23 protein-coding genes are annotated in these 24,797 nt (G+C 27.9%); 6 read left to right on the top strand and 17 right to left on the bottom strand.

The features are described 5' to 3' along the window. Nucleotides 1-18: 18 nt before the first annotated feature. Both FNZ64_RS11645 and lepB read right to left on the bottom strand, forming a co-directional pair. Nucleotides 19-792 carry a YcdB/YcdC domain-containing protein gene (locus FNZ64_RS11645; RefSeq protein ID WP_142415071.1) on the bottom strand — a complete coding sequence of 258 codons (774 nt, stop codon included), beginning with the start codon at nt 790-792 and terminating at the stop codon, nt 19-21. A 246-nt stretch (nt 793-1,038) separates the two neighbouring features. Then, nucleotides 1,039-1,581 (bottom strand): signal peptidase I, encoded by a 543-nt coding sequence (gene lepB, locus FNZ64_RS11650; protein ID WP_142415073.1) that lies wholly within the window; start codon nt 1,579-1,581, stop codon nt 1,039-1,041. 495 nt (nt 1,582-2,076) lie between these two features. Here lepB and FNZ64_RS11655 point away from each other — a divergent pair, with 495 nt between their 5' ends. After that, nucleotides 2,077-3,774 (top strand): methyl-accepting chemotaxis protein, encoded by a 1,698-nt coding sequence (locus FNZ64_RS11655; protein WP_142415075.1) that lies wholly within the window; start codon nt 2,077-2,079, stop codon nt 3,772-3,774. A gap of 189 nt (nt 3,775-3,963) precedes the next feature. Here the strand turns inward: FNZ64_RS11655 and FNZ64_RS11660 are convergent, their stop codons facing one another. The 3 genes from FNZ64_RS11660 to FNZ64_RS11670 all read right to left on the bottom strand — a co-directional run bounded on the left by FNZ64_RS11660 (nt 3,964) and on the right by FNZ64_RS11670 (nt 7,008). Next, nucleotides 3,964-6,204, bottom strand: coding sequence for a heavy metal translocating P-type ATPase (locus FNZ64_RS11660; protein WP_142415076.1), 2,241 nt, complete (start codon nt 6,202-6,204; stop codon nt 3,964-3,966). Between the two features lie 11 nt (nt 6,205-6,215). Then, on the bottom strand, nt 6,216-6,479 hold the full coding sequence (locus FNZ64_RS11665) for a metal-sensing transcriptional repressor (protein ID WP_142415078.1): 264 nt from the start codon (nt 6,477-6,479) through the stop codon (nt 6,216-6,218). A 274-nt stretch (nt 6,480-6,753) separates the two neighbouring features. Continuing rightward, complete coding sequence (locus tag FNZ64_RS11670; protein ID WP_142415080.1) at nt 6,754-7,008, bottom strand: GlsB/YeaQ/YmgE family stress response membrane protein; 255 nt, start codon at nt 7,006-7,008, stop codon at nt 6,754-6,756. 350 nt (nt 7,009-7,358) lie between these two features. On the opposite strand from FNZ64_RS11670, the gene FNZ64_RS11675 reads away from it, so the two are divergent. Next, nucleotides 7,359-7,877 (top strand): cupin domain-containing protein, encoded by a 519-nt coding sequence (locus FNZ64_RS11675; RefSeq protein ID WP_142415082.1) that lies wholly within the window; start codon nt 7,359-7,361, stop codon nt 7,875-7,877. A gap of 297 nt (nt 7,878-8,174) precedes the next feature. Here FNZ64_RS11675 and FNZ64_RS11680 read toward each other — a convergent pair whose 3' ends face one another. The 3 genes from FNZ64_RS11680 to FNZ64_RS11690 form a co-directional block, all read right to left on the bottom strand. Beyond that, nucleotides 8,175-9,113, bottom strand: a complete 939-nt coding sequence (locus FNZ64_RS11680; protein ID WP_142415084.1) for a DUF6414 family protein — start codon at nt 9,111-9,113, stop codon at nt 8,175-8,177. Nucleotides 9,114-9,464: 351 nt separating this feature from the next. Then, complete coding sequence (locus FNZ64_RS11685) at nt 9,465-10,010, bottom strand: glutathione peroxidase (RefSeq protein ID WP_142415086.1); 546 nt, start codon at nt 10,008-10,010, stop codon at nt 9,465-9,467. Between the two features lie 266 nt (nt 10,011-10,276). After that, a complete protein-coding gene (locus tag FNZ64_RS11690; RefSeq protein WP_142415088.1) occupies nt 10,277-11,896 on the bottom strand; it encodes a thiol-activated cytolysin family protein in 1,620 nt (539 codons plus the stop codon). A gap of 345 nt (nt 11,897-12,241) precedes the next feature. Between FNZ64_RS11690 and FNZ64_RS11695 the strand changes: the two genes are divergently transcribed. Then, nucleotides 12,242-12,586 carry an MORN repeat-containing protein gene (locus FNZ64_RS11695; protein WP_142415090.1) on the top strand — a complete coding sequence of 115 codons (345 nt, stop codon included), beginning with the start codon at nt 12,242-12,244 and terminating at the stop codon, nt 12,584-12,586. Nucleotides 12,587-12,660: 74 nt separating this feature from the next. Here FNZ64_RS11695 and FNZ64_RS11700 read toward each other — a convergent pair whose 3' ends face one another. From FNZ64_RS11700 to FNZ64_RS11715, 4 genes are all read right to left on the bottom strand, one after another. After that, nucleotides 12,661-13,872, bottom strand: coding sequence for an MFS transporter (locus FNZ64_RS11700; RefSeq protein ID WP_142415092.1), 1,212 nt, complete (start codon nt 13,870-13,872; stop codon nt 12,661-12,663). Between the two features lie 260 nt (nt 13,873-14,132). Continuing rightward, nucleotides 14,133-14,870 (bottom strand): response regulator transcription factor, encoded by a 738-nt coding sequence (locus FNZ64_RS11705; RefSeq protein ID WP_142415094.1) that lies wholly within the window; start codon nt 14,868-14,870, stop codon nt 14,133-14,135. Continuing rightward, the gene (locus tag FNZ64_RS11710; protein WP_185903761.1) at nt 14,867-15,691 is read right to left on the bottom strand and encodes a sensor histidine kinase; all 825 of its coding nucleotides are present in this window, start codon (nt 15,689-15,691) and stop codon (nt 14,867-14,869) included. Before FNZ64_RS11710 ends, FNZ64_RS11705 begins: the two co-directional genes overlap by 4 nt. A gap of 412 nt (nt 15,692-16,103) precedes the next feature. Then, nucleotides 16,104-17,087 carry a helix-turn-helix transcriptional regulator gene (locus tag FNZ64_RS11715; RefSeq protein ID WP_185903762.1) on the bottom strand — a complete coding sequence of 328 codons (984 nt, stop codon included), beginning with the start codon at nt 17,085-17,087 and terminating at the stop codon, nt 16,104-16,106. A 121-nt stretch (nt 17,088-17,208) separates the two neighbouring features. On the opposite strand from FNZ64_RS11715, the gene FNZ64_RS11720 reads away from it, so the two are divergent. Beyond that, nucleotides 17,209-17,343 carry a nucleotidyltransferase domain-containing protein gene (locus FNZ64_RS11720; RefSeq protein ID WP_243129267.1) on the top strand — a complete coding sequence of 45 codons (135 nt, stop codon included), beginning with the start codon at nt 17,209-17,211 and terminating at the stop codon, nt 17,341-17,343. A gap of 106 nt (nt 17,344-17,449) precedes the next feature. On the opposite strand, the gene FNZ64_RS11725 is transcribed toward FNZ64_RS11720, so the two are convergent. Continuing rightward, nucleotides 17,450-17,941, bottom strand: coding sequence for a DUF4352 domain-containing protein (locus tag FNZ64_RS11725; protein ID WP_207705525.1), 492 nt, complete (start codon nt 17,939-17,941; stop codon nt 17,450-17,452). A gap of 61 nt (nt 17,942-18,002) precedes the next feature. Further along, nucleotides 18,003-18,368: a hypothetical protein gene (locus tag FNZ64_RS11730; protein WP_142415099.1), complete on the bottom strand. Its 366-nt coding sequence runs from the start codon at nt 18,366-18,368 to the stop codon at nt 18,003-18,005. Between the two features lie 309 nt (nt 18,369-18,677). On the opposite strand from FNZ64_RS11730, the gene FNZ64_RS11735 reads away from it, so the two are divergent. Beyond that, nucleotides 18,678-19,742, top strand: a complete 1,065-nt coding sequence (locus FNZ64_RS11735) for a uroporphyrinogen decarboxylase family protein (protein WP_142415101.1) — start codon at nt 18,678-18,680, stop codon at nt 19,740-19,742. Between the two features lie 92 nt (nt 19,743-19,834). Continuing rightward, on the top strand, nt 19,835-20,947 hold the full coding sequence (locus tag FNZ64_RS11740) for a DEAD/DEAH box helicase (protein ID WP_142415103.1): 1,113 nt from the start codon (nt 19,835-19,837) through the stop codon (nt 20,945-20,947). Between the two features lie 278 nt (nt 20,948-21,225). Here the strand turns inward: FNZ64_RS11740 and lplA are convergent, their stop codons facing one another. From lplA to FNZ64_RS11755, 3 genes are all read right to left on the bottom strand, one after another. Then, nucleotides 21,226-22,215: a lipoate--protein ligase gene (lplA, locus tag FNZ64_RS11745; protein WP_142415105.1), complete on the bottom strand. Its 990-nt coding sequence runs from the start codon at nt 22,213-22,215 to the stop codon at nt 21,226-21,228. Nucleotides 22,216-22,313: 98 nt separating this feature from the next. Beyond that, the gene (locus FNZ64_RS11750) at nt 22,314-22,676 is read right to left on the bottom strand and encodes a GNAT family N-acetyltransferase (protein WP_243129263.1); all 363 of its coding nucleotides are present in this window, start codon (nt 22,674-22,676) and stop codon (nt 22,314-22,316) included. Between the two features lie 333 nt (nt 22,677-23,009). Continuing rightward, a complete protein-coding gene (locus FNZ64_RS11755) occupies nt 23,010-24,791 on the bottom strand; it encodes an ATP-binding cassette domain-containing protein (protein WP_142415107.1) in 1,782 nt (593 codons plus the stop codon). Nucleotides 24,792-24,797 lie beyond the last annotated feature (6 nt).

Below are 24,797 nucleotides of genomic sequence, written 5' to 3' on the forward strand. Positions count from 1 at the left end.
TATATAAATATATTAATCCTAATTCCATAGATCTGTAAAGGAGTTTACTGTACCAGAGTAAGGATTAACTGCTACAATCATAATATCTTTATTTTCTGAACCTTTTCCATTCTTTTTCGGAAATATAACCTTATAACCGTCCTTTGAATTCTTTACTATTTTACTGTCCCCAATAAATTCTACCTTTTCTTTATTAACCTTATTTACAAAATCTAAAGCTATTTTTTTAGCCTCATCATCCATAATAGTATTATCTGACTCCTGCTCTGAATAATCATATTTATCTATTTTCTTAATCCTTCCATCTTTTTTATTTATTAAGATATTAAGATAAATATCCTTTCCTTCATAAGTACCCATCCAGCTACAAAACCAAAGTTTTTCTGAAGTTTCATCTAAAGTTTTTTCTTCAACATCAAATCGAAAACTTTCATCCTTTGTAAAGTCCATAGAAAAATAATCTTTATATGCTTTTTTAGCAAAATTATTTACTTCTTCTATATTGTTTAGCTCTATTTTTTCTTTATTAAAGTCTTTATTATTTGTGGTGCCCTTTTCATTTTCTCCACCTATCTTGTCTTTGTCTACATTTTCATTTTGATTTTTACTTTTATTTTGATTTTTATCTTTTCCTTGTTTTTCATCTTTTTTATTTATGTTAATTTCTTTTTTTGAATTATTATCTATATTAAGGATTGATGTATTATTTTTAGCCATAATACTTCCCCCTACTATTGTTACAAATAGAAGAGAAGTAGCTATAGAAACTGCTATCTTAGTCTTTTTTTTCAATATATTCACCTTCTCATCCACTAAATTACTTTCTATACTAATGTATTCAATTTTTTTAAAATAATTAATATAATCACTAAAAAAATAATTAATATAATATCTTAATTATATTATACATTAACCCTACTGCAATAATAGTTACAGAATTATTAAGGTTACCTTAATTATATGTTCAAAAAATAATAAAAACCATATGAATTTTAAAAATTCATATGGTTTTTATGTGGATACAGACCCATATTTTTCTTACTTTAGTTTTCCTGTTCTTTTAAATGGGGTTATTATAAATTGAGCTTTTCCCATAATCTTTTCCTTGCTTATATAAGGGTTTTTCCAGTACCTACTATCTAAAGAATTGGCTCTATTATCACCCATAAACAAAAAACTGTCCTTAGGTACTACAAACTCCTTCTCTTTTTCCCCTTGATTTACTACATAACTCTCTTCTCTCTTTTCTCCATTTATATATAAAGAACCATCCTTTTTTACCTGAACCTTATCACCAGGTAGGCCAATTAATCTTTTAATCAAGTCCTCTCCCAATTCATCAGAATGAAATACTATAATGTCTCCCCTATTTAAATTCTCTTTTTTGTATATCCTAGTAACTAATATTCTATCTCCTGGTACAATTGCAGGATACATTGACTCTGTGGGCACTTTAATATTAAAAAACCAAAATTTATTTATTAAGGTTGCTATTATAAAAGCCACAACTATTGGCAATATCCATTCTTTTATATAATATGCAAATCCTTTATCTTGATTTTCTCTTCTTTTACTCTCCATGTTATCACTCCTCATAAATCTAACTCAATATCTAACCATCACCTTAGTATACATCATAATATAATTATTTCCAATATTCTTAAACACTAATATCATATGGTTTTTACAATATATTTACAAATAAAATCTCCCCTATATTGTTTTATTTAAACTTATCCATTGACTATCCGCTCTAATACTCCCGCCTCACTCTGTGAAAGCACTTCCCGCCAAATCCAAGAACTTTGTTTATTATATCCTTCTTAGAATATACTATATTACAAATAGTATGTATTTAAAGATGATTTTAGCTTTTATATTCTTATATACCATAGTATAATATTTTAACTTCTTTGAAAATACCTAAAAACATTTAATGCCTATATACTAATTCTATAAGTAGATAAATATTATACTTATAACTATAAAAAATTATCAATTGACTATTAAGTAATAACTAATATTATACGATAGTATATATGCGCCCAAAATTATATTAATAGAGGTGGTACTAAAATGTTTAAAAACACTAAAAAAATTAAATTAACACAGAGCATATTTATTTTAACTTCTCTTGCACTGATTTTTACTTTATGCATAGGTTTTCTTGGGTATATGGATATCAAAAAAATAAATAAAAATGTTGATAATTTATACAATGAAAGAGTGATTCCTCTAGGATTAGCTGCTGGTATTAGAGGTGAATTTTTAAATATGAGAATTGAATTTCATAAGGCTATGCTAAACAATGATATAAAAGAGTTTTCTTCCATAGAAAAACATGATGAAAAGATAAAAAAATACTTACAAGAATACTCTTCTATAAATTTAGATGAAAAAGACAAGGCTTATATAACTGAATTTAACACTAACTATAAAGCTTATATGGATAGTTTACTTAAAATAAAACAAAGTTTATCTAATAAATCTAACTTTCCTAAGGCTGAATATGACAATATCTCTTCATATGCAAATAAATTAGAAAATTTATTATTTGAACTTAAGGAGCATAACTTAAAGGAATCTAAAGATCTTGAAATCCAAAGTGAAGATATATTTGATTCTACTGTTAAGTTATTTGCTTTAATTACTGTTTTAGCTGTAATCATATTTTCTCTAGTTGCATACTTAATAATGAAATTTATAAAGAATTCTTCCAATAATATGATTAAAAATCTTAAAATTTTATCAACTGGAGATTTTTCTATAAACTTAGATAGTGATGGAACCAATGAATTTGCACTTATGAATAAGGAACTTTCTAATATGGTAACTGATATTTCTGATATGATAAACTCAATTAAAAATACTTCTAACATAATAAATGAGAGGGCTCAAAATCTATCCTCTGTTTCATATGAAATGGCTGCTTCTTCTGAAAATGTAACAAATGCCATTACTGATGTTTCTCAAGGTGCTACTACTGAAAGTGAAGACCTTATGGACATGACAAATATATTAAACAGCTTTGGTTCTGAGATTGATGACATTGTAAATTCAATTTCAGATATAAAAGAAGGCTCCACACAAATTGAATACATGGCTAAGGACAGCAATACAAATTTACAATCTCTTATGGATTCTATTAATGGCTTAAATACTTCTTTTAATGAGGTATTACAAAAGGTTACCAATTTTGATGAAAATATAAATAAAATTAATGAAATAACAACTATAATTAATAATATTGCAAATCAAACTAATCTTTTAGCACTAAATGCTTCTATAGAAGCAGCTAGAGCTGGTGAGCATGGAAGAGGATTTTCTGTAGTCGCTGAGGAAATTAGAAAGCTAGCAGAGCAGTCTAAAGACTCCTCTGAAAATATTTCAAAACTTATCTCAAGTACATCTAAGGATAAGGATGTTATGATGGAAACTACCAATAACATGAAAGAAGAACTAGTAAAACAAATTTCTGTAGTAGATGTTTCTATTAAATCCTTTAAGAGTATATTAGAAGCTGTAGCAAATTCTATACCTAAAATAGATTCTGTAAGTAATTCTTCTTTAGATATAAATGAAAATAAAAATCTTATTGTACAAAAGATAGAGGAGTTATCTGCAATCTCTGAGGAAGTATCTGCCTCTGCAGAAGAAATAGTAGCTTCCTCTATGGAAATGAACTCTTCAACAGAAGAAGTTTCTTCTACAGCTGAAACTCTATCAAAAATAACTAAAGAAATGATAGAAACTGTAGATAAATTTAAACTTTAGTTCAATTATAGTTTATTTAGCCCCATAATTGAAAAATATTTAAATTAAAAATAAAGCCATGTATAAAAGGATATAAGAATATTTTATTCTCTCCTATTTATACATGGTTTTATATTATTCACGAACTATATAAAATTTTTTTGAATTAATATATAAACAATTTAATTATAGTTAATAATATAGTTAATTTTACCTAATTGGTTTAAACCTCTTTAACCTTAATGCATTTAATAGTACAGATACTGAACTAAAACTCATTGCAAGGGCTGCAATCATAGGATTTAATAATTTTCCTCCAAAAGCATACCATACTCCCATAGCTACAGGTATTCCCAAAGAATTATAAGCAAAGGCCCAGAATAAGTTTTCCTTTATATTTCTTATGGTTTTTTTACTTAAATCAATGGCTGTTGGAACATCCATTAAATCACTTCTCATTAAAACAATGTCTGCAGATTCTATAGCAACATCTGTTCCTGAGCCTATAGCTATTCCAATGTCAGCCATAGCTAGTGCTGGAGCATCATTTATACCATCACCTACCATGGCCACAACTCTTCCTTCCTTTTGTATTCTTTCAACTTCTTCTGCTTTATTCTCTGGAAGCACCTCTGCAATAACCCTGTCTATTCCTACTTCTTTTGCTATGGCTTCTGCTGTACTTTTATTATCACCAGTAAGCATAGCCACTTCTATACCCATATTGTGAAGAGTTTCTATAGCTTTCTTAGAACTTTTCTTTACTGTATCAGCTACAGCTATTATTCCTATTATCTTTTCACTATTTGATATAAACATAGGAGTTTTTCCTTCCATAGCTAATCTATTTGCATCTTCTTTAAATTCCTCAAGATTAATACCGTTGTCTTCCATAAGTTTAAGATTTCCTAGCAATAACCTTTGAGACTCTATTACTGCTTCTATTCCTTTACCTGATATAGCTTGAAATTTTTCTACACTTTTTAACTTTAATTTCTTTTCCTCTGCAGCAGTTACTATAGCTTCCCCTAAGGGATGTTCTGAAGCCTTTTCTGCACTAGCTGCAAGATTTAAAAGTTCAATCTCATTTATATCTTTAGTTATTATATCTGTTACCTTTGGTTTCCCTTCTGTTATAGTTCCTGTTTTATCAAAAATTATGGTTTGTATTTTGTGAGCCCTCTCTAGAGCTTCCCCACTTTTTATTAAAACTCCATTTTCCGCTCCTTTTCCTGTCCCAACCATTATAGCTGTAGGTGTAGCAAGCCCTAAGGCACACGGACAAGCTATAACAAGTACCGATATAAATATAGTCAAAGAGAAAACATAATCCTTCCCTACAATATACCAGACCAAAGCTGATATTATAGCAAGTCCTATTACCACAGGCACAAAATAACCTGAGATTATATCTGCCATTTTAGCAATTGGAGCCTTAGACCCCTGTGCTTCTTCTACAAGTTTAATTATCTGAGATAAAACTGTATCTGCTCCAACTTTTTCAGCTCTATATTTTACATAACCGTTTTTATTTATGGATGCACCAATAACCTTTGATCCAACAGTTTTTTCAACTGGAATGCTTTCCCCTGTAAGCATAGATTCATCTACAGAAGTAGCACCTTCAATAACTTCCCCATCGACGGGAAACTTCTCTCCAGGTTTAACTATTACAATATCATTAACTAAAACATCCCCTATTTTAACCTTAAGCTCTTTTCCATCCCTTAAAATTACAGCTGTTTTAGGAGCAAGGCCCATAAGTTTTTTTATGGCTTCTGATGTCTTTCCTTTAGTTACGCTTTCTAAATACTTTCCTAAGGTAATTAAAGTTAATATAGTAGCTGCAGACTCAAAATATAAGTCCATAGTATAGTGATCATATCCTTTACCTATTTTATATATGGCAAATAACCCATATATAATAGCAGCTAAACTTCCTATGGATATTAAAGAATCCATATTGGGGTTACCTGAAAATAATGACTTAAACCCAACTTCATAAAACTTTTTTCCAGCTAATACAACAGGTATTACAAGCAAGAGCTGAATTAGTGCAAAATTCATAGGATTCATATGTGGATTAATTATATCTGGAAGGTGCAACCCCATCATATGCCCCATAGAAACTATAAGTAGTGGAACTGCAAATATAGCAGAAACTAGAAATCTTATCCAAAGACTTTTTATCTCCTTATTTTTTTCATCTTCATGACTATGTTTTTTTATACTCTCCTCTTTCTCTTCAATAGCTCTATACCCTGCCTTTTCCACTACAGCAATTATATCCTTAGTTTTAATCTTATTATTATCATATTTTATAGTTAATTTTTCTGTGGCAAGATTTACAGAGGCCTCTTCTACTCCTTCTAACCTTCCTGTAACCCTCTCTACTGCCCTTGAACATGCAGCACAAGTCATGCCTTCTATTTTTAAAACATCCTTCTTCATTACTCTACCTCCTATTTGGTTAACTTTTCTATAATATCACCTATCTCCTTCATCTTATCATCAGCAGTATTATTTAAAATTGCATCCTTAACACAATGATCAAGATGAGCTTTTAAAACAATACTATTAGATTTTTTTAATAATGCTATACATGCCATTATTTGATTTGAAATGTCTATACAGTATCTATCATCTTCCATCATTTTTATAATTCCATCTATTTGACCTCTTGCAGTTTTAAGTAACTGCAGGGTTTTATGATTTTCACAATGCATATAACTTCTCCCTTCACCCTCCCCCCGTAGGGGGTGTCTATATATTATATATACCACTATAAATAATTATTGTCAAATAGTATTTATTTATATAATTATATTATTACTAAAGGTATTTTAAAAAATAAAAGGGATAGACTCCCTTACTTATAGGTTAAGAGAGTCTAACCCAATTCCTTATTAAACCTATTACAAAAGTTTTAAAACCTTAAATTATAAATTATAAATAATAATTTATATATTATATAACTTAAAATAAACTTATTATAATGATTTAACTCTTTTTCTTTACTGCCTTAATTATAGATAATAAAATTACAGCTCCAATTACAGAGACTATTGCACTCCAAATATTAAAACCTGTAACTCCTTTTCCACCAAAAAATCTAAATATAGCTCCACCTATAAAAGCACCAATAATACCTATTACTACATTGGCAGGAATCCCCATTTCAGATTCATTTCCTGTAAACATACTTGCAATCCATCCTGATAAACCACCGAGGATAATCCATGCTAAAAAGTTCATATAAATTCCTCCTCTATATTTTCTAAATTGTTTAGCAAAAATTTTTAAAACTTGAAAATGTTTATTAAACTACAATAGTGGTAAATATATAAATATAAATATGCATAGTATTAAAATTTAAAATTTATAATACTATGATATTGTAGTTTCTTAATGCACCACATCTTTTAGTCAGCATATTATAATTAAATTTCTTTGTAAAATTAATTTCTCCAAAAAAAAATTTATTATACATTCTATAGCCTAAAGAATTACAATAACATATACGTTAATTATAAAGGGGTATTTAAAGTCTTTAAAAAGATACATATTTATACCTAATATATTAAATAAGAGGAAGGGGATTAATTATGATTAAATCTGCAGAATACTTTATTAAAAACCTAAATATGAAACCTCATGCTGAAGGTGGTTATTATAGGGAATGTTTTATATCAAATGAAAATATATCTATACCCTTAGATACCCTAAATTTAAACGAAAAAGAAAAGAATTTAGAAAGGACTCTTTGGAGTAGTATTTATTTCTTACTTCAAAATGGAGAAGTATCACATTTTCATAGATTGCAATCTGATGAGATTTGGTATTATCATGGTGGTTCTCCTCTTACTATTTATATAATAAGCCCTGAAGGACAACTAACTAAAAAATTCTTAGGACTTGACATAGAAAATGGAGAAGCACCACAAGTTTTAGTCCCTAAAAACTACATATTTGGTTCTGCTATGAATCATGACGGTTATTCCCTTGTGGGATGTATGGTATCACCAGGATTTCATTTCGATGATTTTGAATTATTAAAAAGAGAAGATTTGTTAAAAATGTATCCTGACTATAGATACATAATAAATAAGTTAACTAGAGATTAAAGAGTTACAAAAACATATATAGTACTTAATATAAAAAAACAAGCTTTGTTAGACAATTTGTTGATATGATTATTGATATAATCACATATAATGAAGTTTTTAGAATTTGATTATTTATGTAGTAAATATTAAATTAAAAGTTTTAATATCTAAACATAGCTAATTTTAAGATTTTAGTAATATTTATGAAATAAATACTAGAAATTCTTAATGCATCAACCTGATGATTAAGTAACTTTCATATCAACATTTTCCCCTAACATAGGCAAAAGAAAAAATTTTCCTATGCCTTTTTAACTATAAATACATAGCAATAGGAATAACTTGTATAGCAGGATATTCAACATCAATTATGAAATTTTTAGGTGTTATTATATTATTTTCATTTAAAATCTCTAAATAAGGTTGTAGATAATCTAGAAACTCCCTATAATAATTAACCATTCCTGTTTTTGAAAGAAGGCATATATTTTCATTGTTTACAGGTGTCCTTATTACCTTTCCAAAAACCCTGCAATCTGTGTCACAAGTATCATATACATAAGAATTTTTATCTGAAAAATAATTTAAATTAACATTTAATACTGCACGACATTGCCCCATATCCATTACCATATTTATTGTGTTATTTTTGCATAGGTAAGAACTTAGAAGTTTTAATTGCTTTAATATAACTGAATAATTAGTACATGGTATATCCGTAATTAATTTATCTAACTCTTTACAATCATAGCACTCCAAAATATCAATAAGATTATTCACATCATTTAGTAAGCAAGTAGAAGACATACAACTGTTAAATTCAACATATTCACCACATTGCACTTCTTCATTTATAATATTTTCAGCTGTTATTTTTCTAAACATATTATCTTTAAGCATAGTATTTTTTAAATTATTAAATATAGAAAAATTTGTACTTATTTTCTTTAAGGTTATTTCATTTCTATTTGTATTTCTCCCTTCCACATTCCCCAAAAATTCATTATTTGAAAATCCTGAACACTCTTCTGTAAAATTACACTCTTTCTCAAGGCTAGGTATCACTTTACTTCCCGATAATTTTTCTCCGCAAGCTTCCCCTCTCTTATTAAGCTTTTGAAGCTTTAGAAGTTCAGCATTATCTCTACTGAATCTTACAGATGTACTTTCTATGGTTCCATTTATGAAAAAAGAATAAAGATCTAAAAGTAAACCTTTATTTAAATATATAGGCATAAAAAAATCACTTTTCAAAAAATATTCACTCCTTAACTATGTATCCTATAATTTAGTCCTCTTATATAGATTCTTAACTATATCTACATGGTATATTTAGGACTGCTTAGTATATTAAATATTTAATAATCCATATTATATATATGTCTTAAAACTCTAGTTTATTAAGCAAAAAGGTAACTAGTCCCCCAATTACTAACTACCTCCTATATCTTAAAACTTATATACTTAGGATTAAAATTTAATTTAAGAAATTAAAAGCTGATAACAGTTTCCTCTGTTATCAGCTCTAATTTTTTAAGTAAATTTTTATCTATTAAATAGAATTACATAAACCCTTTAATAATTCTAATATATGTTTAAACTTATCTAAAGAAGTTTTTCTATATATTCAATCATATCCATAGGTTCTGTAGTAGATTCAAATCGCTCCACAACATTTCCCTCTCTATCAACTAAAAATTTGGTGAAATTCCATTTTATAGAGTTTCCAATTAAATACTCTGGATATTCATCTTGTAAAAATTTATAAAGAATTTTACTACTCATATTATTCATGTCAAATCCCTTAAAAGGACATTGTTCAACCAGATATTTAAAAAGGGGATGTTGTTCTTTACCTCTAACATTTATTTTTTCAAATAGGGGAAAGGTTACTCCATAGTTTACCTCACAAAACTTCTTTACTTCCTTATTGTTTCCCGGTTCCTGTTCTGCAAACTGGTTACAAGGAAACCCTAAGATTTCAAAACCTTTATCCTTATATGTTTTATATAAACTTTCTAGATCTTTATACTGCGGTGTAAATCCACATTTACTTGCCGTATTAACTATAACTAAAACTTTTCCTTTATATTCTTCAAGTGTCATTTCTTCTTCGTATATAGATTTAACCTTAAAATCGTATATATTCATTTTAACTCACCCCACTTACATTATTTCTTCATCCCGTAATCTATACCAAATATGTCTATATTTCAAATTTAACATATTATTTCTATAATGTAAATATAATTTTCTTTAATTATTTTTTAAATTATTCTAAACTTTTAAATTACATAAACTTTATATTAAAACAGTCCTAAAAGTTTTGTCTCTTAGGACTGAATTTATATATTTATAACCTTATTAATTTAACTAAACAATCTAATTATATAAGTTTTTATTTAGATTAAATTTAATTACTTCTCTTCTACATAATATCTAGGATATAATGTTGTACCCCATATTGATACTTTTCTCTCTTTTACAAGTGGTACATTTTTAATATCTAAAACATCTCTCCACCATTCCCATGCAAGGCCTGTACACTCTTTTGCCTTTATAGATATATTTCTTGCATTTCCTTTTAAATATATTTCTGTGTTAAAATGAGCTGTTCTATCACTATTATTTCCTGACCAAGCCTTATGCTCAATTACTTCATTTCCTTGTTTATCATAACTAACTTCATCCCATGTTACTTGAAATTGAGCTACATATGCACCACTATGATCAAGTATTATTTTACCACTATCATATTCTGTTGCAGTTGTTTCTATATATTCTGTTTTATTATTTATAGTTGCTATCTTATTGTCTTTTAAGAATGTGCTAGTATACGAAAGAGGGTACGCTGGATTTTGTGGGCTATATACCGAATTATCTTTTATAACATTTCTTATTACATCAAAATCCTTAGTAACTACCTTATTATGTTCTTGAGCTCCTCCACCTAATACAGTAGCTGTAAATGAACTTTGATTTATTATATCCTTATATTCTGCATTGCTACTTATATCTTGATTTTCTATTAATGCCTTAAATGCTGCTTTAACCTTTGCACTCTTAGATGTTGTTTCAAGCTTTACATAAATTGTTCTTCCATATGCAACATTTGAAACATATGCAGGTGGATTATCCTTATTTACACCTTTTAAAGCTAAAGTGTTGTAAGTTACATTATCTCCAAATAAATCAGATGGGCGATTAGGTCCATCTACACTTACTGTGTAGAAAATTTGCTTATATGCTAAAACCATAGCCTTTTTTTCACCCTTATATATAGAATCAAAGTCTATATTTAAAGCTTTGCTTAGTCCTTTAAAATTACATCCAAACATTGTAGATAATTGTGATTTACTATACACCATAGTATCAGAATAATTTATTCTTGTAGGTATACTATACTTAGATGCATATTTAGAATTCCATGTTTCTAATAAAGAGTTTATTGCTGCATTAACCGAAGAATAAGTAGGAGAATTAACAACTTTTGTTCCATCCTCACTCATACCAGGTAGATCAATACTTATGGTAATAGGCTTTCTTTCACATGAAATTATATCTGGTTTATTTTCTATAAGATTTCTATTTGCTAGTTGTATAGCACCAGGATAAGTTCTATCGTTTATTGAATCCGTAATTGAAATATCTGCAGTAGAATCTGAAATATTTTTCTTTTCACGTTTTACTACAATAAACTTATCGGAATTTTCAAAACTTTCAGCCGGTACAAAACTTTCAACTTTTTCTCCGTTATATGATAATATCTTACGTGGGTCATAAGATAGCTCATAAATTTTTTCGTCTAACTCTTCACTGTTACTTTTAACTAAGTTATCCTTTATTTTTGTATTATTTTCATTCTGTATATTTGATTTTACTTGTCCGTCATTGCTAGATAATAAAATTCTTGATTCTTTATCCTCTTTATTCTGATTAATATCAGCATTTACATTATAATTGTATGCTAGCCCTGTTAGCCCAACAATTACCATTACTCTTGATATCATTGTTGCAATCTTTTTGGAATTTTTCATACTGCATGCCTCCTTTAGTCTTTAGCGAATTCAATAATTTTATTTTTAAAAATATTTTTTTATTTTTGAAATGAAATACTTAATTTAATTCTTTCTTTAATATAATTATACAACATATTCCAACTTTAAACAATATATTATTGTGAAATTTTTCCCAATGCATCTTTAACAAACAATATTGCACAAAATACTGTAACTAACTGTAAATTTAATACTGATTTTATAGAGCAATATGAATAATTATTTGGTTTTATATAAAATCTAATATTTTACTATGCTTTTAAGTAAATATAATTTATAATAATAGTAATTAAACAATAACTTTTTTTACTAAAGGAGATTATTATGGAACATAAACATGTACACGGTGGAAAATATGTAGGCGAAAGATTAGATGGAAAAATGCATGGTGAAGGAACTTTTTTATATAAGGATGGAAGCAAATATGTAGGTCAATGGGAAAATAACATGGCGCATGGACATGGTGTCCTAACTTGGGCATCTGGTGAAAAATATGTGGGCTTCTGGAAAAACGACTTAAAACATGGCTACGGAATTTATATTTGGCCTGATGGAGAAACCTATGTAGGCGAATGGAAAGATGATTTAAAACATGGAAAAGGTATTTATACTTGGAGCGATGGAGAAAGCCATATGGGTGAATGGATAGAAGACGAAATAATTAAATAAGTAAAAAGCTTTTAAAACATTTATAGGGACATGTAACTGCTCCTATAAATGTTTTTATTTTTTATAATTATTCTCTACTTCTGTGCTACCTTCATTCTTCCTACAATTAACTTAACCCATACTGCACATAAAATTAAAATAATTCCTTGAATATAAAAAACCATTGCGCTACCTAGGTTATCATAAATTAAAGCTCCAACTATTGGTCCTAAAGCTGAAGCTATGCCTGCTATCATACTTCTTATACCATAGGTTACTCCCCCTGTATCTCTTCCACAAAATTCACTTGTCATAACACCCCATACTGGCGATACTATTATATCTCCTAAGGAAATTATAGTATAAACTATGGTATAGATTAAAATCCCCTTAGAAAAGGGTATAAATAATGTAAATATAGCACTTATTAAAATTCCAATTGTCATCATATTTATATTCCCAAATTTATCACATAATTCTCCAAATTTTTGCGGGAAAATAATACTTAATAAAGCTGAAGGTATAAACATCATACTAATTTTACTAATACTACTAGTTATATTGTCCCTTATATACACAAAAAATATAGGTGCTGTCATAGAGCTTAAAAAGCATATTGTAAAAGTAAATATAAGATAAATAATGAAATTCTTTTTAAATACCTCCTTTAAAAGATTTTTATTTATTTTTCTTTCTAATCTCACATTATTATTTTTATTTAAAGTCTCTTTACCGTATTTAAAAGCTTTATAAATTCCTAAAATCACAAACAAAGCATAAATTCCAAATATATAATTTATATTTTCTATTATTTGATTAAAATAAAGATTGAAGCCAATGAAACTTCCTAATAATTCACCTTTGTTTAATATCTGTTGAACTCCTCCGAAATTTTTACCCCTTTCATTACTGGTGCTTACATCTGATATCATAGTATCTAAACTTATCCACATAAATGCAGCTGCTGCACTTTGTAAAATTCTACTTGCTAATATAAATTCATATGCTTTTCCTAAAAATAAAGTAATTAATGCACAAGCATATAATATTCCACCAATTAAAATTCCAGTCTTTCTACCTCTTAAATCAATTAATTTCCCAACGAAAGGTTTTATTACTATAGTAATAACAGAAAATACTGTATATATCATTGCCATTTCCATAGATGATGCCCCCATATCTATAGCATATATAGGTATCATAAATCCTATAAAGGATAAGGGAAAAGAAATATAATAAGCACCTTTAATAATTCCATTTAAATCTTCTATGCTTTTATTATTCTCCATAAAATCACTTACTTTCATTTTAACTTTATAAACAGACTTTCTAGTTTTAGATTAAGCTTTTAATCCCGCTAAAGTTAAAAAACTATTATCTGAGGAAGTACATGACCTTTACTCCAACTTTTAATAATATGAGAATATTAGAGTTGATAGTCCTGGGATAAAGTTCTTAATGTAATTTTACCTATTATACTCATTTAGTACATCTATCTTAAGTAATGCTTTATGGCATAAAAAATAGATCAAGAATCCTATAATCCTTGACCTATCTATTACTTTAGTCACATATTTATATTATTTAAATACAGTGTTAGCTGAGTTCTATCTCTTACCCCTACTTTACTTAAAACCTTTGAAAGATGATTTTTAACTGTTCCTTCTGATATAAATAATTTTTCTGCTATTTCCTTATTACTATATCCATCTGCTACTAAATAAGCAATTTCAGTTTCTCTCTCAGTTAATAGCCCATAAACACCTTCAATTTTCTTCTTTCTATTTGTATTTTCTTTTATTTTTTCTGATTTTCTTTTATTTATATTATTTTCATCTTCTATTATCTTGTCTGACTTTTCCTTATTTACATTATTTTCATTGTACATGCTTGAAAATTCTTTTACTACTATGGATGCTATTTCAGGCTGAAGAAGAGTTTGTCCTTTATAAACAGTTCTTATAGCATTTACTATATACTCACTTTTAGAATCCTTTAACATATATCCATCTGCACCATTACTTAAAGCTTTAAATACATACTCATCTTCCTTAAATGTAGTAAGTACAAGAATTCTAATTTCCCTATCTTTTTCTTTAATTATTCTAGTTGCTTCAACACCATCCATATTAGGCATACGTATATCCATTAAAACTATATCAACTTTATTTTTAGCTACAAACTCTACAGCTTCTTGTCCATCAGCACATTCCCCACATATATTTATATCATCATGTAAACTTAGCATTAAAGAAAGTCCTTCTCTTATTATGGCTTGATCATCTACTATAAGAACATCAATCAAAGTATCATCTCCATCTCTCTTGGTATGCTTATGTCCATCCTAAATCCCTTATTGGGTAAAGTTGTAAGTGCTACCTCTCCCCCAACTTCATCTATCCTATCAATAATTCCTTTTATACCATTACCATAAGTAATTTGCTCACAACCTAATCCATTATCCTTCAATTTAATATGTATTTGATTATTTTGATCTGTGATTTCTATATTTATTTCAGTGGCTTGTCCATGTTTTATACTATTAGTTATAGACTCTTTGATGGTTCTATACAATATGTTTTCCACATAGGGCAATAAGTTTTCCACATTTTCTGAATATTTAAAGTGAATTTGTATATTATCTGTGACTATTATGTTAGATATAAGCTTATTAATAGACTCTATAAATCCATCTTCAGAGTTTTCTTTAAGCGAATATACAGTATTTCTTAATTCCATCATACTTTCTCTAGCTAAATTTTGTGATTTATTTAAAATTTCTTTTGCTTTCTGTGGATTATTTTCTATAATTTTATCCACAAATTCAAGTTGCATTATAAGTGCTGTAAGAGAATGTCCCAAGGAATCATGCATTTCACTAGCCATTCTATTTCTCTCATTTTTAATAGTCAATGATTGTACTTCTTTTGAATACTTTTCTAGCTTATTGTTAGCTTCCTCTAATTCATAATTGAGTTTTTTTACCTTTTGTTTTTCGTCACTTTGCTTCTTCATATAATAAATCATTCCAGCATTACTTAAATACCAAAAACATAAGATTAAAACATCCAAGAACATTGCCTTATAAAGAACATTAGCTCCATATCTTATAAATATATGTATCATAATAGAAATTATATATAAGGAAAAATGAAAAATTAATAAGGGTTTACGATTCTTATTATAACAATAGAATATCTCACCTATACTATAATAATAATACATATATGTGTTTCCCCCCACACAAACAATTAATATAGAAAGAATTATCGTTGAAAAAATATATGATATTACATAACTTCTCCTATTTTTATAAAAATTACTTATTCTAAGATAATCATTTAAAATTAAAATAATAAATAGAATTAAAATGAAACTCAAATTGTACACATTTGATTTATACTTACTATAAATGTCGCAGAATATAACAATTATTAATATTCTTTTTATAATCTCATATATGTCTAAGTTATTTAAGCTTCTTTTCAGAAACCCATTTACTATTCCTTTATTAAAAGACACTTTTAAATTATCCCCCTTATGTTTCCGAATACATTTTCCTAGTATTCTCAATTTCCCTCTTTATTTCATCTACAAATTCAGGAGGTGAAGTTACCCTTACATTACTACCTTGACTTAAAACCCACATTTTTATCCCTGTTCCATATACCTCTGCTTGGACTGAAAATACCCCTTCATGCTCATCTATTACTTCCGCTGTAGGTAACCTATCTAAAACTGGTTCAATAGAACTACCATAGAACTCAAAACTTATTTTCATAAGCTCTCCTGTATACATAAATTGAACTCTTTTTCTAAATTCACCATCTTCAAATCTTTTTGAGTCCTCTATGTGAAATTTCTCCCCAACTTTCTTATAGGTTTTAATCCTATCAACCCTAAATACCACTGGATCATCATATTTAGATTTATTAAAATATGCAATCAAATAAAAATAATATTCTGAAAAAATTATAGCTACTGGTTTCAAGATTCTTTGAACTTCTCTGCCATTAGTTTTTGCATAATTTATTTCTATAATTTCTTTGTTTCTTATAAATTCACTAAGTTCCCATAGCTTTGATAGTAATCTACCATTATGTTGCAGAGGAACAAAATTAAACAATTCATTTCCTATAAGTTCTTCTACAGCTTTTCTTTGCTCACTACTTATTTCTCTTAATATAGATTTTACTAAATGATTTATTTCATCCTTACAAAAGGCTCTACTTTCTAATAATATTTTACTTATAGCTAGTACATCTTCTCTAGTTAAAATATCCTCTTCTTTTTTTGTAATGCAGTACCTCTTCTTCCTCCTTACATATTCTATATTCATATCACCTTTAGATTCCATATTATCTGCTAAATACATTCTAATATCTTCTATATCCCTCTGTATGGTTTTTGGATTTACATTAAAATATTCTGCCTCTTCCTTTTTATTTATAGATTCCCCTTGCATTAATCTATCATATAAATCTAAAATCCTATTTACCTTACAATCCTTTTCTTCTACCAAAATTATCACCATCTATCTTTATTTTATATAAAATTATTATATTAATACTTAATATATATTTTTTCTTATATTTTACAATATAATTATACACAAGAATTCAATAACTTTAAATGCTATAATAATCCTTTTTGGCTCTGTAGCTAAAGGAACTTTTAGAAAAGATAGTGATATTGATTTATGTATAATAAAAGATACCCTTGATAAAAGCAATTTTGCCCATAGCATTAATAATACAGGAGTGAAAATATATGGTTGATACTTTGAGTTATAAAGATTGGATAGAAAAAGCAGTAGCTAAATTTTAGCTACTGCTTAAACTTACATCACACTTACTTTGTTGAAATATAGCAGATTTTATTTTTCTAATTTAATTTTATAATAATCTGCTCATCTTCCTTAAAAATATTATCTTTATACAACAATTTTAATCCCTTATCCCCCTTTGGAGCTTCAAAAGCTAGTGTTCCTGTTATCTCTCCATTAGGTGCTAATTCACCAGAATTTAATGCTGTATCTTGATTTATTGTTGTAAAACTTTCATCCGTTATTTGTCCCTTGCTATTTTGAATTTTAACACTTACTATAACAAATTCATTTCCTTCCTTTGGCTTATCAAAGTCACTTCCATTACTTATCTCTACTTTAGTTATGCTAAGATGCATCCCTTTTAATTCAACAGTTTCATTCGCTGCAAATTCTTTTTTTATTTCTTTTTCTTCCTTTGATTTATCTGTTTTTGTAGTTTCTTTTGAAGCCTCTTTTTTAGGTTCATCAGGACTTCCACACCCTACTAACCCACCTAATAAAGATAGCATAATCATTGCAGTAATTAATACACTTTTACAGTTTTTCATATCCATATATCCTCCTTGAAACTCATATAATATAAAATAATCAATGAAATTTTATTAAGCCCTATTTTTCTTCTATGTTCTTTTTACTATATAACTCTTTATTTTTAATTAGATGAAATATTAGTAATCCAGCGAATATTAAGTTTAAAACGGACCATATTTGTAAATCCGCAAAAATTCCTACGTTTACCATGCCAACTATCCCACCTAATACATAAAATACTATAGAAGTTATAACTAAACTCTTTTTATTTTTAGATACAAGCAATATAATTCCAGCAATTAACATACATACACTTAGGAACATTCCAGAGCCACCACTTCCAGTACTATCATTAGTAATAGCTTCTCCTAAGCCTGCAGCACAAGATTGAAATGTAACAATAAAAAATAAAACAATACTTATAATCCCTAAAACTTTTTTCATTTCTACTCCCCCGTTTAATAGTATTTTTATAAATATTTTACATTGAGCTCATGTGAAAACACCTAAAAACGTCTCTCCCCTTAATCAAAGTAAAATACATTCTTTATATGTCTATTATAAGTATAACTATGGACACTTAATGTCTATGTATAAAAAATTTTATAAAATTTTTATACTTTTTATAGAAAAAAGTAATATAAATAAATACTTCTATAGTTAACATCTATTAGAAAAATACACTCTTAAAGTTTAAAATTAGAACATATAAATTTAAAAATATACAACAATAAACAAAGGGGGAATTATCTTATGCATAAAGATGATGAAATGACACCGATAGAAAGAATGGAGGGTTTTCTTACAGGAAAATCAATTGATCGAAGTTTAGCAATGCCTTTTACAGTATCTATGGCAGGTAAAGCTGCTGGAATGACGCACAGAGAAAAGCGTAGCAGTGCAAAAAATCAAGCTATGGCTCAAGTTGCATGCTATGAAAGGTTTGGTCATGACCTTATGATTATGGAATATGGTCTACATGGTGTTGGAATTGCACTTGGTAGCAAAACAAATAATCCTGAAGATGCAGTGCCCGCATTAATAGAATATGCATTAAATGATTTAAATGATGTGGGGAAACTAGACATGTCAAAATTAGAATTAAAAAATGATCCTTGGTTTAAATTAAATTATGATGCTTGCCAAATTGCCTATGAAAAAACTAAAAATGAGGTTCCTATAGGAGTTTTAATATCAGGTCCATTTACAGCTGCTTCTAGTGTGTACAAGACTGAAAATTTTTTAAAAGCTACAAGAAAAAATCCTGAAAAAGTTCATGAACTACTTAGATTTTGTACTGAAGCTTTAAAAATGATTTGTAGAGAATTCGCAAAATTAGGAGCAGTTACTGTTATTTGTGATCCAATTGCGTCTGGTACCATTTTAAGAACTTCTCAATATAGGGAATTTGCTCTTCCTTATGCTAAAGAAATAATAAAATCTGTTCATGATGCAAAAGGTATGGTTTGTTACCACATTTGTGGTGACACAAAAAATATGTTAACAGATATGCTGGAATCAGGTTGCAATATGATTAGTGTAGACAATAGAGTTGATTTAGAACATACTAAAAAAACTATTGGTGATAAAATTTGTATCTTAGGTAATGTAGATCCTGTTCAAACACTTATGCTAGGAACCCCTGACAAAATAGATCTAGCAGTTAAAGAATGTTTTCAAAAAGCATACGATAGTCCTTGTGGATATATTTTAGCCTCTGGATGTGATATATCACAAGCACCATTAGAAAATATTGATCAATTTATGGCTTCAGCAAGAAAATATGGCAAATGGCCTTTAAATCCTAGAAATTTTTAGAATCCCTTTTCTTGATATTAGTTATGAATGTATGATATCATTAAGTCTTACTAATAATATAAATAATGATGTAAAATGAAGGGAACTAAATAATGAATTTTAAAGACTTAAATATTAATGATAATATAATAAAAAAATTAAAATCCATGGGTATTACTGAACCAACTGCAATTCAACAAGAGTGTATAGGACATATTAAAGAAGAAAGAGATGTTATAGCCGAATCTCAAACTGGTACTGGCAAAACTCTTGCATTTTTACTTCCTGTCTTTGAAAATATTGTACCTGATATAAATGAAATTCAAGTATTAATCATAACTCCTACAAGAGAGCTAGCAATTCAAATAACTGAAGAGGCTATGAAACTTAAGGAAGCTAAAGATATAAATATCTTATCAGCATATGGTGGAAAAGACATAGGCTCTCAAATAAAAAAGCTAAAGAAAAGCATTCACTTAATTATAGCAACACCTGGCAGACTTCTAGATCACATATCCAGAGGGACAATTGATATTAGCAAATTAAAAACAATAATATTAGATGAAGCTGACCAATTACTCCTTATGGGATTTAAAAATGAGATTGAAACTATTATAAGTAAAACATCTAAAAAACGCCAAACATTATGTTTTTCTGCAACTATGAACTCAGAAGTTAAAAAACTAGCCTATAGACATACAAAAGATCCTATAATGGTTTCTATTAAAAAAGAAGAAATTACTCTTAGTAATATTAAACAAGAAGTAATAGAAACCACGGATAGAAATAAACGAGATGATCTATGCAAGGTTTTAGAAGAAGATAATCCATTTATGGCTATTATATTTTGTAGAACAAAAAGGCGTGCAGATGAACTTGAATTAGCTATTTATAAAAAAGGGTTTAATTGTGTTAAAATACATAGTGATATTCCTCAACCCAAACGTGAAAGAATAATGAAATCTTTTAGAAATGCAGATATTCAATATTTAATAGCTACAGATGTGGCATCTAGAGGATTAGATATAAGCGGAGTTAGTCATATATATAATTACGATATTCCTGAATCTCCTGAAATCTACATACATCGTATTGGAAGAACAGGAAGAGCTGGTGAAGAAGGATACACCTGTGTTTTTGTAACAGATAAGGATAAGAAAACCCTAGAAAATATAGAGAAGGCTATAGACTTCAAAATACCTAGAAGAAATTTAACTGCTAAATAACAAAGTATAAGAACTATTTAAAAATTATCTTATAATCAGCTGAAGTTCCTTATACTTCTAAATAACAAAGTATAAGAGGCTGTCGCATTAATAATAAACACCACAATATATCCTGCTAATTTTAAATTTGCAAATTAATATATTGTACGTAAATTTATTAGCGCACAGCCCCTTCAGATTATTAACCCCCCCATGTTGAAACCCATGGGGGGTACTTTTTGCTTAAATCTATAATTCTGTATAATAAATAGATATAAATAATAAAAGTTTTCTAGACTTTACATAAATAATTTTATAAAGTCCTCATCACTTACATTTAAAATGTAATTAGATATTCCGATATTTTTTATAATATCCTTTATCTCTAATATATCAAATCTTTTATCAATAAAGAACTTCTCCAATTCTCCTACAGGCTTTTCCTCAAAGAAATCACCGTATACTTTAAAATTCTTTATAACTCCATCAACCACATTCATATTTACAGATACAGTTCCTGCTTTAAATCTCATTTCTTTCTTATAATTAAATTTAGGTGAATTTCCGAAATTCCATTCCCAAGTGCTATATTTAGTTTCGACTAATTCATTTATTTTTTCAATATCTTCATCAGTCAAAATATAATTTTTAACCTTCTCATTCCTATCTTCAAAAATGCTTTGTACAAGTAATTCTTTAAATTCATTTACTGGTATATTTTTTTCAAGATGATCATTTATATTTGCAACTCTACTCTCCACAGATTTAATTCCCTTAGATTCGAACTTCTCTTTTTTTACCTTTAAGGCTTTAGAAAGCACTGTCAAATCACTCATAAGCAAGATTGTCCCATGATGTAGCAATTTATCTCTATGAAAATATTGTGCATTTCCTGAAAACTTTTTATTATTTATTAAGATATCATTTCTTCCGCTAAAAGTAGCCTTAACTCCAAGTTTATCTAAACAAGATATTACTGGTAGAGAAAAAAACGTAAAATCATTTCTATGTTCTCTTGCATTATTTTCAATTACAGTAAAGTTTAAATTGCCAAAATCGTGATATACAGCCCCTCCTCCTGATAACCTTCTTACTACTTTTATATTGTTTGAATCTACATACTCAAGATTTAATTCCTCATAAGTATTCTGATTCTTTCCAACTACTATAACAGGTTCATTTTGCCACAATATTAATATATCTTCTTTTAAATCCTTATGCTTTAGGAAATATTCCTCAAGAGCAAGATTAAAATATGGATTATTAGAATTATTAATTACGTTTATCATGTATATCCCCCTCTACTTGTAAATATTAATTTTAAAAATCTAGTTCTTAAGTTTAAGATACTACAAGCTTTATAATATATTCAAAATACAAAATACCCTTACTCTTTATTTTGTTTTCTTTTCATACCACAACCCTTAGGCTCTACATAATCAAAACCAAATTGATAGTACAATTTATCTGCAGGTTTATTTGCAATTAAACATACATAGGCATATTCATCTGTGTTTTTGTTTAAATAAGAGTCAATTTCCCTCATAATCACTTTTCCTAGACCCTTTCCTTGATAATCAGGATCCACCATAATGTCAGAAATAACATAGGTTATCCCTTCGTCACCAACAATTCTGCCAAAACCTACTAATTTATCATTATCCCATAATGAAACAATAAACAATGAATTGTTTAAAGCAATCTTTGTTTTTAACAAGTCTTTTGTTCCCATTCCAGTTTTTATCCTCAAAGAAATATATTCTTCCGCTGATGGCGAACTATATTTTATGTCCATATAAACTTTAACCTCTCATCATACAATCTTTTCACATTAATTTATTTATATCAAAATTAATCATTTGCAGAACTAACTCCATAAAGTAAATACATTTTTATATTTTTGTAGACATATAGTTTAAGATATTCATTTTCAATTACTTATTATAATCATTATAATATTTTAACAGTATATTAGCAATAATATGTTGTTCTTTTATTTATAAATGCACTATTGTAATGGATTTTTATAAGTTCAGCAATAGTATATATTATTTTTATAGATATTATTTGAAAAGATTAGTTCTTAAACTATTATTTCTTCTATTTCTATAGAACTTTTTAATACATCCTCCAATTTTCCTTTTAATTCAACAACCCCATTTTTTAAAAAAATTATATTGTCTGCCTTTTCAAGTATAATCCTTCTATTAGATACAATTATACAGCTTACTCCATCTTCAGCAAATAACCTTGTCCAAAGTAATCTTTCTGTCTCCACATCAAGTGCACTAGAAATATCATCAAAAACAAGCAACTGAGGATTTCTTACAAACATACGGGCAGCAGCAACTCTTTGCATTTGTCCACCTGATAACTTTGTACCTTTTGCCCCTATAATCGTATCTAACCCATTCTCTAATTCCATAAGATCTTTTTCAAAAACAGAAGAATTTATGGTTCTATGTAAGTCTACATCTTTATCAGAAAGGCCCATAAGTATGTTATTTTTTACAGTATCACTAAAAAGATTAGGTAGTTGTGAGGTGTATGCGCTTATTGGTGGAATAAAGAAATTCTTTGGCTCTTTAATTTCTTCACCATTCCAATAAATTGTACCTGATTGTATTGGAAGTAACCCTATTAAAGACTTAAGCAAAGTAGTTTTTCCTGAACCTGTGCCTCCACATATCACTGTAATTTCACCCTTTTTCAGCGTGAAGCTTATGTCCTTTATTCCTTTATCTGAACCTCCATATAAATAAGTTAATCCCTCTACTTCTAAGATTTTAAATTCTTGTTCAGGTTTCTTATTAATTTCTTCATTATCTATTGAATCTTGAAAAAATTCTTCATTATATTTATTTAAATATATATCTTTATGCTTTACTAAATCCTCTGGTTTTCCTTTCATATTTATTTTACTTAATATATTTTTATATCCTACCTTTGTTTGTTTAAAATAAACAATAAAATTCCCTAAAGACTCAAAACTGTCAGTTACAAAAGCTAAATAATATACAAATATACTAAAATCCCCCACTGTAAAATTACCTGTGCTTATAGCCCCTGCACCTAAAAGTAAAATTACTCCTGTTCCTAGATTTATTGCATTATTATATATTGAATCTATTAATTGAGTTACCAATGAATCTTTTATCATAGTCCTATATCTTTTTTCATTCAAGTTACTTAAACTCCTCATTAAATCCTTTTTGGCTCCTGATACTTTAATTGATAAAATTGAGTCAAAAATCTCCCCAACGGCTCCATTAACAGCTCCTGTTGCCTTTCTTCCTTCTTCTCTATTACATTCAATATTTTTTTCTGACTTTTTAGCTATTTTAATTACTAAAATTAATGGTATAAAAACTAATAATGTTATCTTTATATTTATAAAAAGTAAAATAAATACAGCTCCTAAAGCACGTATAATTTGCCCTATAACTGTAGCAAGCCAAGAAATACTTGTTTTAATTTGTAATACATCATCTCTAAAAGAATTTATAGCCTCTCCTACTGAACTGTCTATAGCCGCTCCTCCATGCTTTTTCAATATGGAATTTAGCATATTTCTTCTTAATAATGTACTTATATAAAAGTTATGTAAAGTACTCTTTCTAAAATATAATCTCACTATTAAAATATGAATTAATGATGCTATTGCCATTAATACTATTAGTTCATATGAATTAAATATTAAAGTACTCTTTCCTCCCATAATATCAAAAAATTCTTTTATAATCATACCTTCTATTAATGGTATAACCCCTCCCACAATCTCCATGGAAATTATAAATATATAGAGAACAGGTTTATACTTTATTAAACTCCACATATAATGATTTTTATTTAATTTTTTTTCCACTAAGTA

Origin of the sequence: Hathewaya massiliensis (assembly GCF_902143515.1) — a bacterium.
Taxonomy (GTDB): Bacteria; Bacillota; Clostridia; order Clostridiales; family Clostridiaceae; genus Hathewaya; species Hathewaya massiliensis.

Bases quoted from the DNA above. Each gene is read 5' to 3' on its own strand.
- FNZ64_RS11655 (WP_142415075.1), top strand. From the start codon at position 2,077: ATGTTTAAAAACACTAAAAAAATTAAATTAACACAGAGCATATTTATT.
- FNZ64_RS11695 (WP_142415090.1), top strand. From the start codon at position 12,242: ATGGAACATAAACATGTACACGGTGGAAAATATGTAGGCGAAAGATTA.
- lplA (WP_142415105.1), bottom strand. From the start codon at position 22,215: ATGATAAACGTAATTAATAATTCTAATAATCCATATTTTAATCTTGCT.
- FNZ64_RS11685 (WP_142415086.1), bottom strand. From the start codon at position 10,010: ATGAATATATACGATTTTAAGGTTAAATCTATATACGAAGAAGAAATG.
- FNZ64_RS11670 (WP_142415080.1), bottom strand. From the start codon at position 7,008: ATGAACTTTTTAGCATGGATTATCCTCGGTGGTTTATCAGGATGGATT.
- FNZ64_RS11735 (WP_142415101.1), top strand. From the start codon at position 18,678: ATGCATAAAGATGATGAAATGACACCGATAGAAAGAATGGAGGGTTTT.
- FNZ64_RS11730 (WP_142415099.1), bottom strand. From the start codon at position 18,368: ATGAAAAAAGTTTTAGGGATTATAAGTATTGTTTTATTTTTTATTGTT.
- FNZ64_RS11740 (WP_142415103.1), top strand. From the start codon at position 19,835: ATGAATTTTAAAGACTTAAATATTAATGATAATATAATAAAAAAATTA.
- FNZ64_RS11710 (WP_185903761.1), bottom strand. From the start codon at position 15,691: ATGATACATATATTTATAAGATATGGAGCTAATGTTCTTTATAAGGCA.
- lepB (WP_142415073.1), bottom strand. From the start codon at position 1,581: ATGGAGAGTAAAAGAAGAGAAAATCAAGATAAAGGATTTGCATATTAT.
- FNZ64_RS11725 (WP_207705525.1), bottom strand. From the start codon at position 17,941: ATGAAAAACTGTAAAAGTGTATTAATTACTGCAATGATTATGCTATCT.
- FNZ64_RS11700 (WP_142415092.1), bottom strand. From the start codon at position 13,872: ATGAAAGTAAGTGATTTTATGGAGAATAATAAAAGCATAGAAGATTTA.
- FNZ64_RS11660 (WP_142415076.1), bottom strand. From the start codon at position 6,204: ATGAAGAAGGATGTTTTAAAAATAGAAGGCATGACTTGTGCTGCATGT.
- FNZ64_RS11675 (WP_142415082.1), top strand. From the start codon at position 7,359: ATGATTAAATCTGCAGAATACTTTATTAAAAACCTAAATATGAAACCT.
- FNZ64_RS11690 (WP_142415088.1), bottom strand. From the start codon at position 11,896: ATGAAAAATTCCAAAAAGATTGCAACAATGATATCAAGAGTAATGGTA.
- FNZ64_RS11665 (WP_142415078.1), bottom strand. From the start codon at position 6,479: ATGCATTGTGAAAATCATAAAACCCTGCAGTTACTTAAAACTGCAAGA.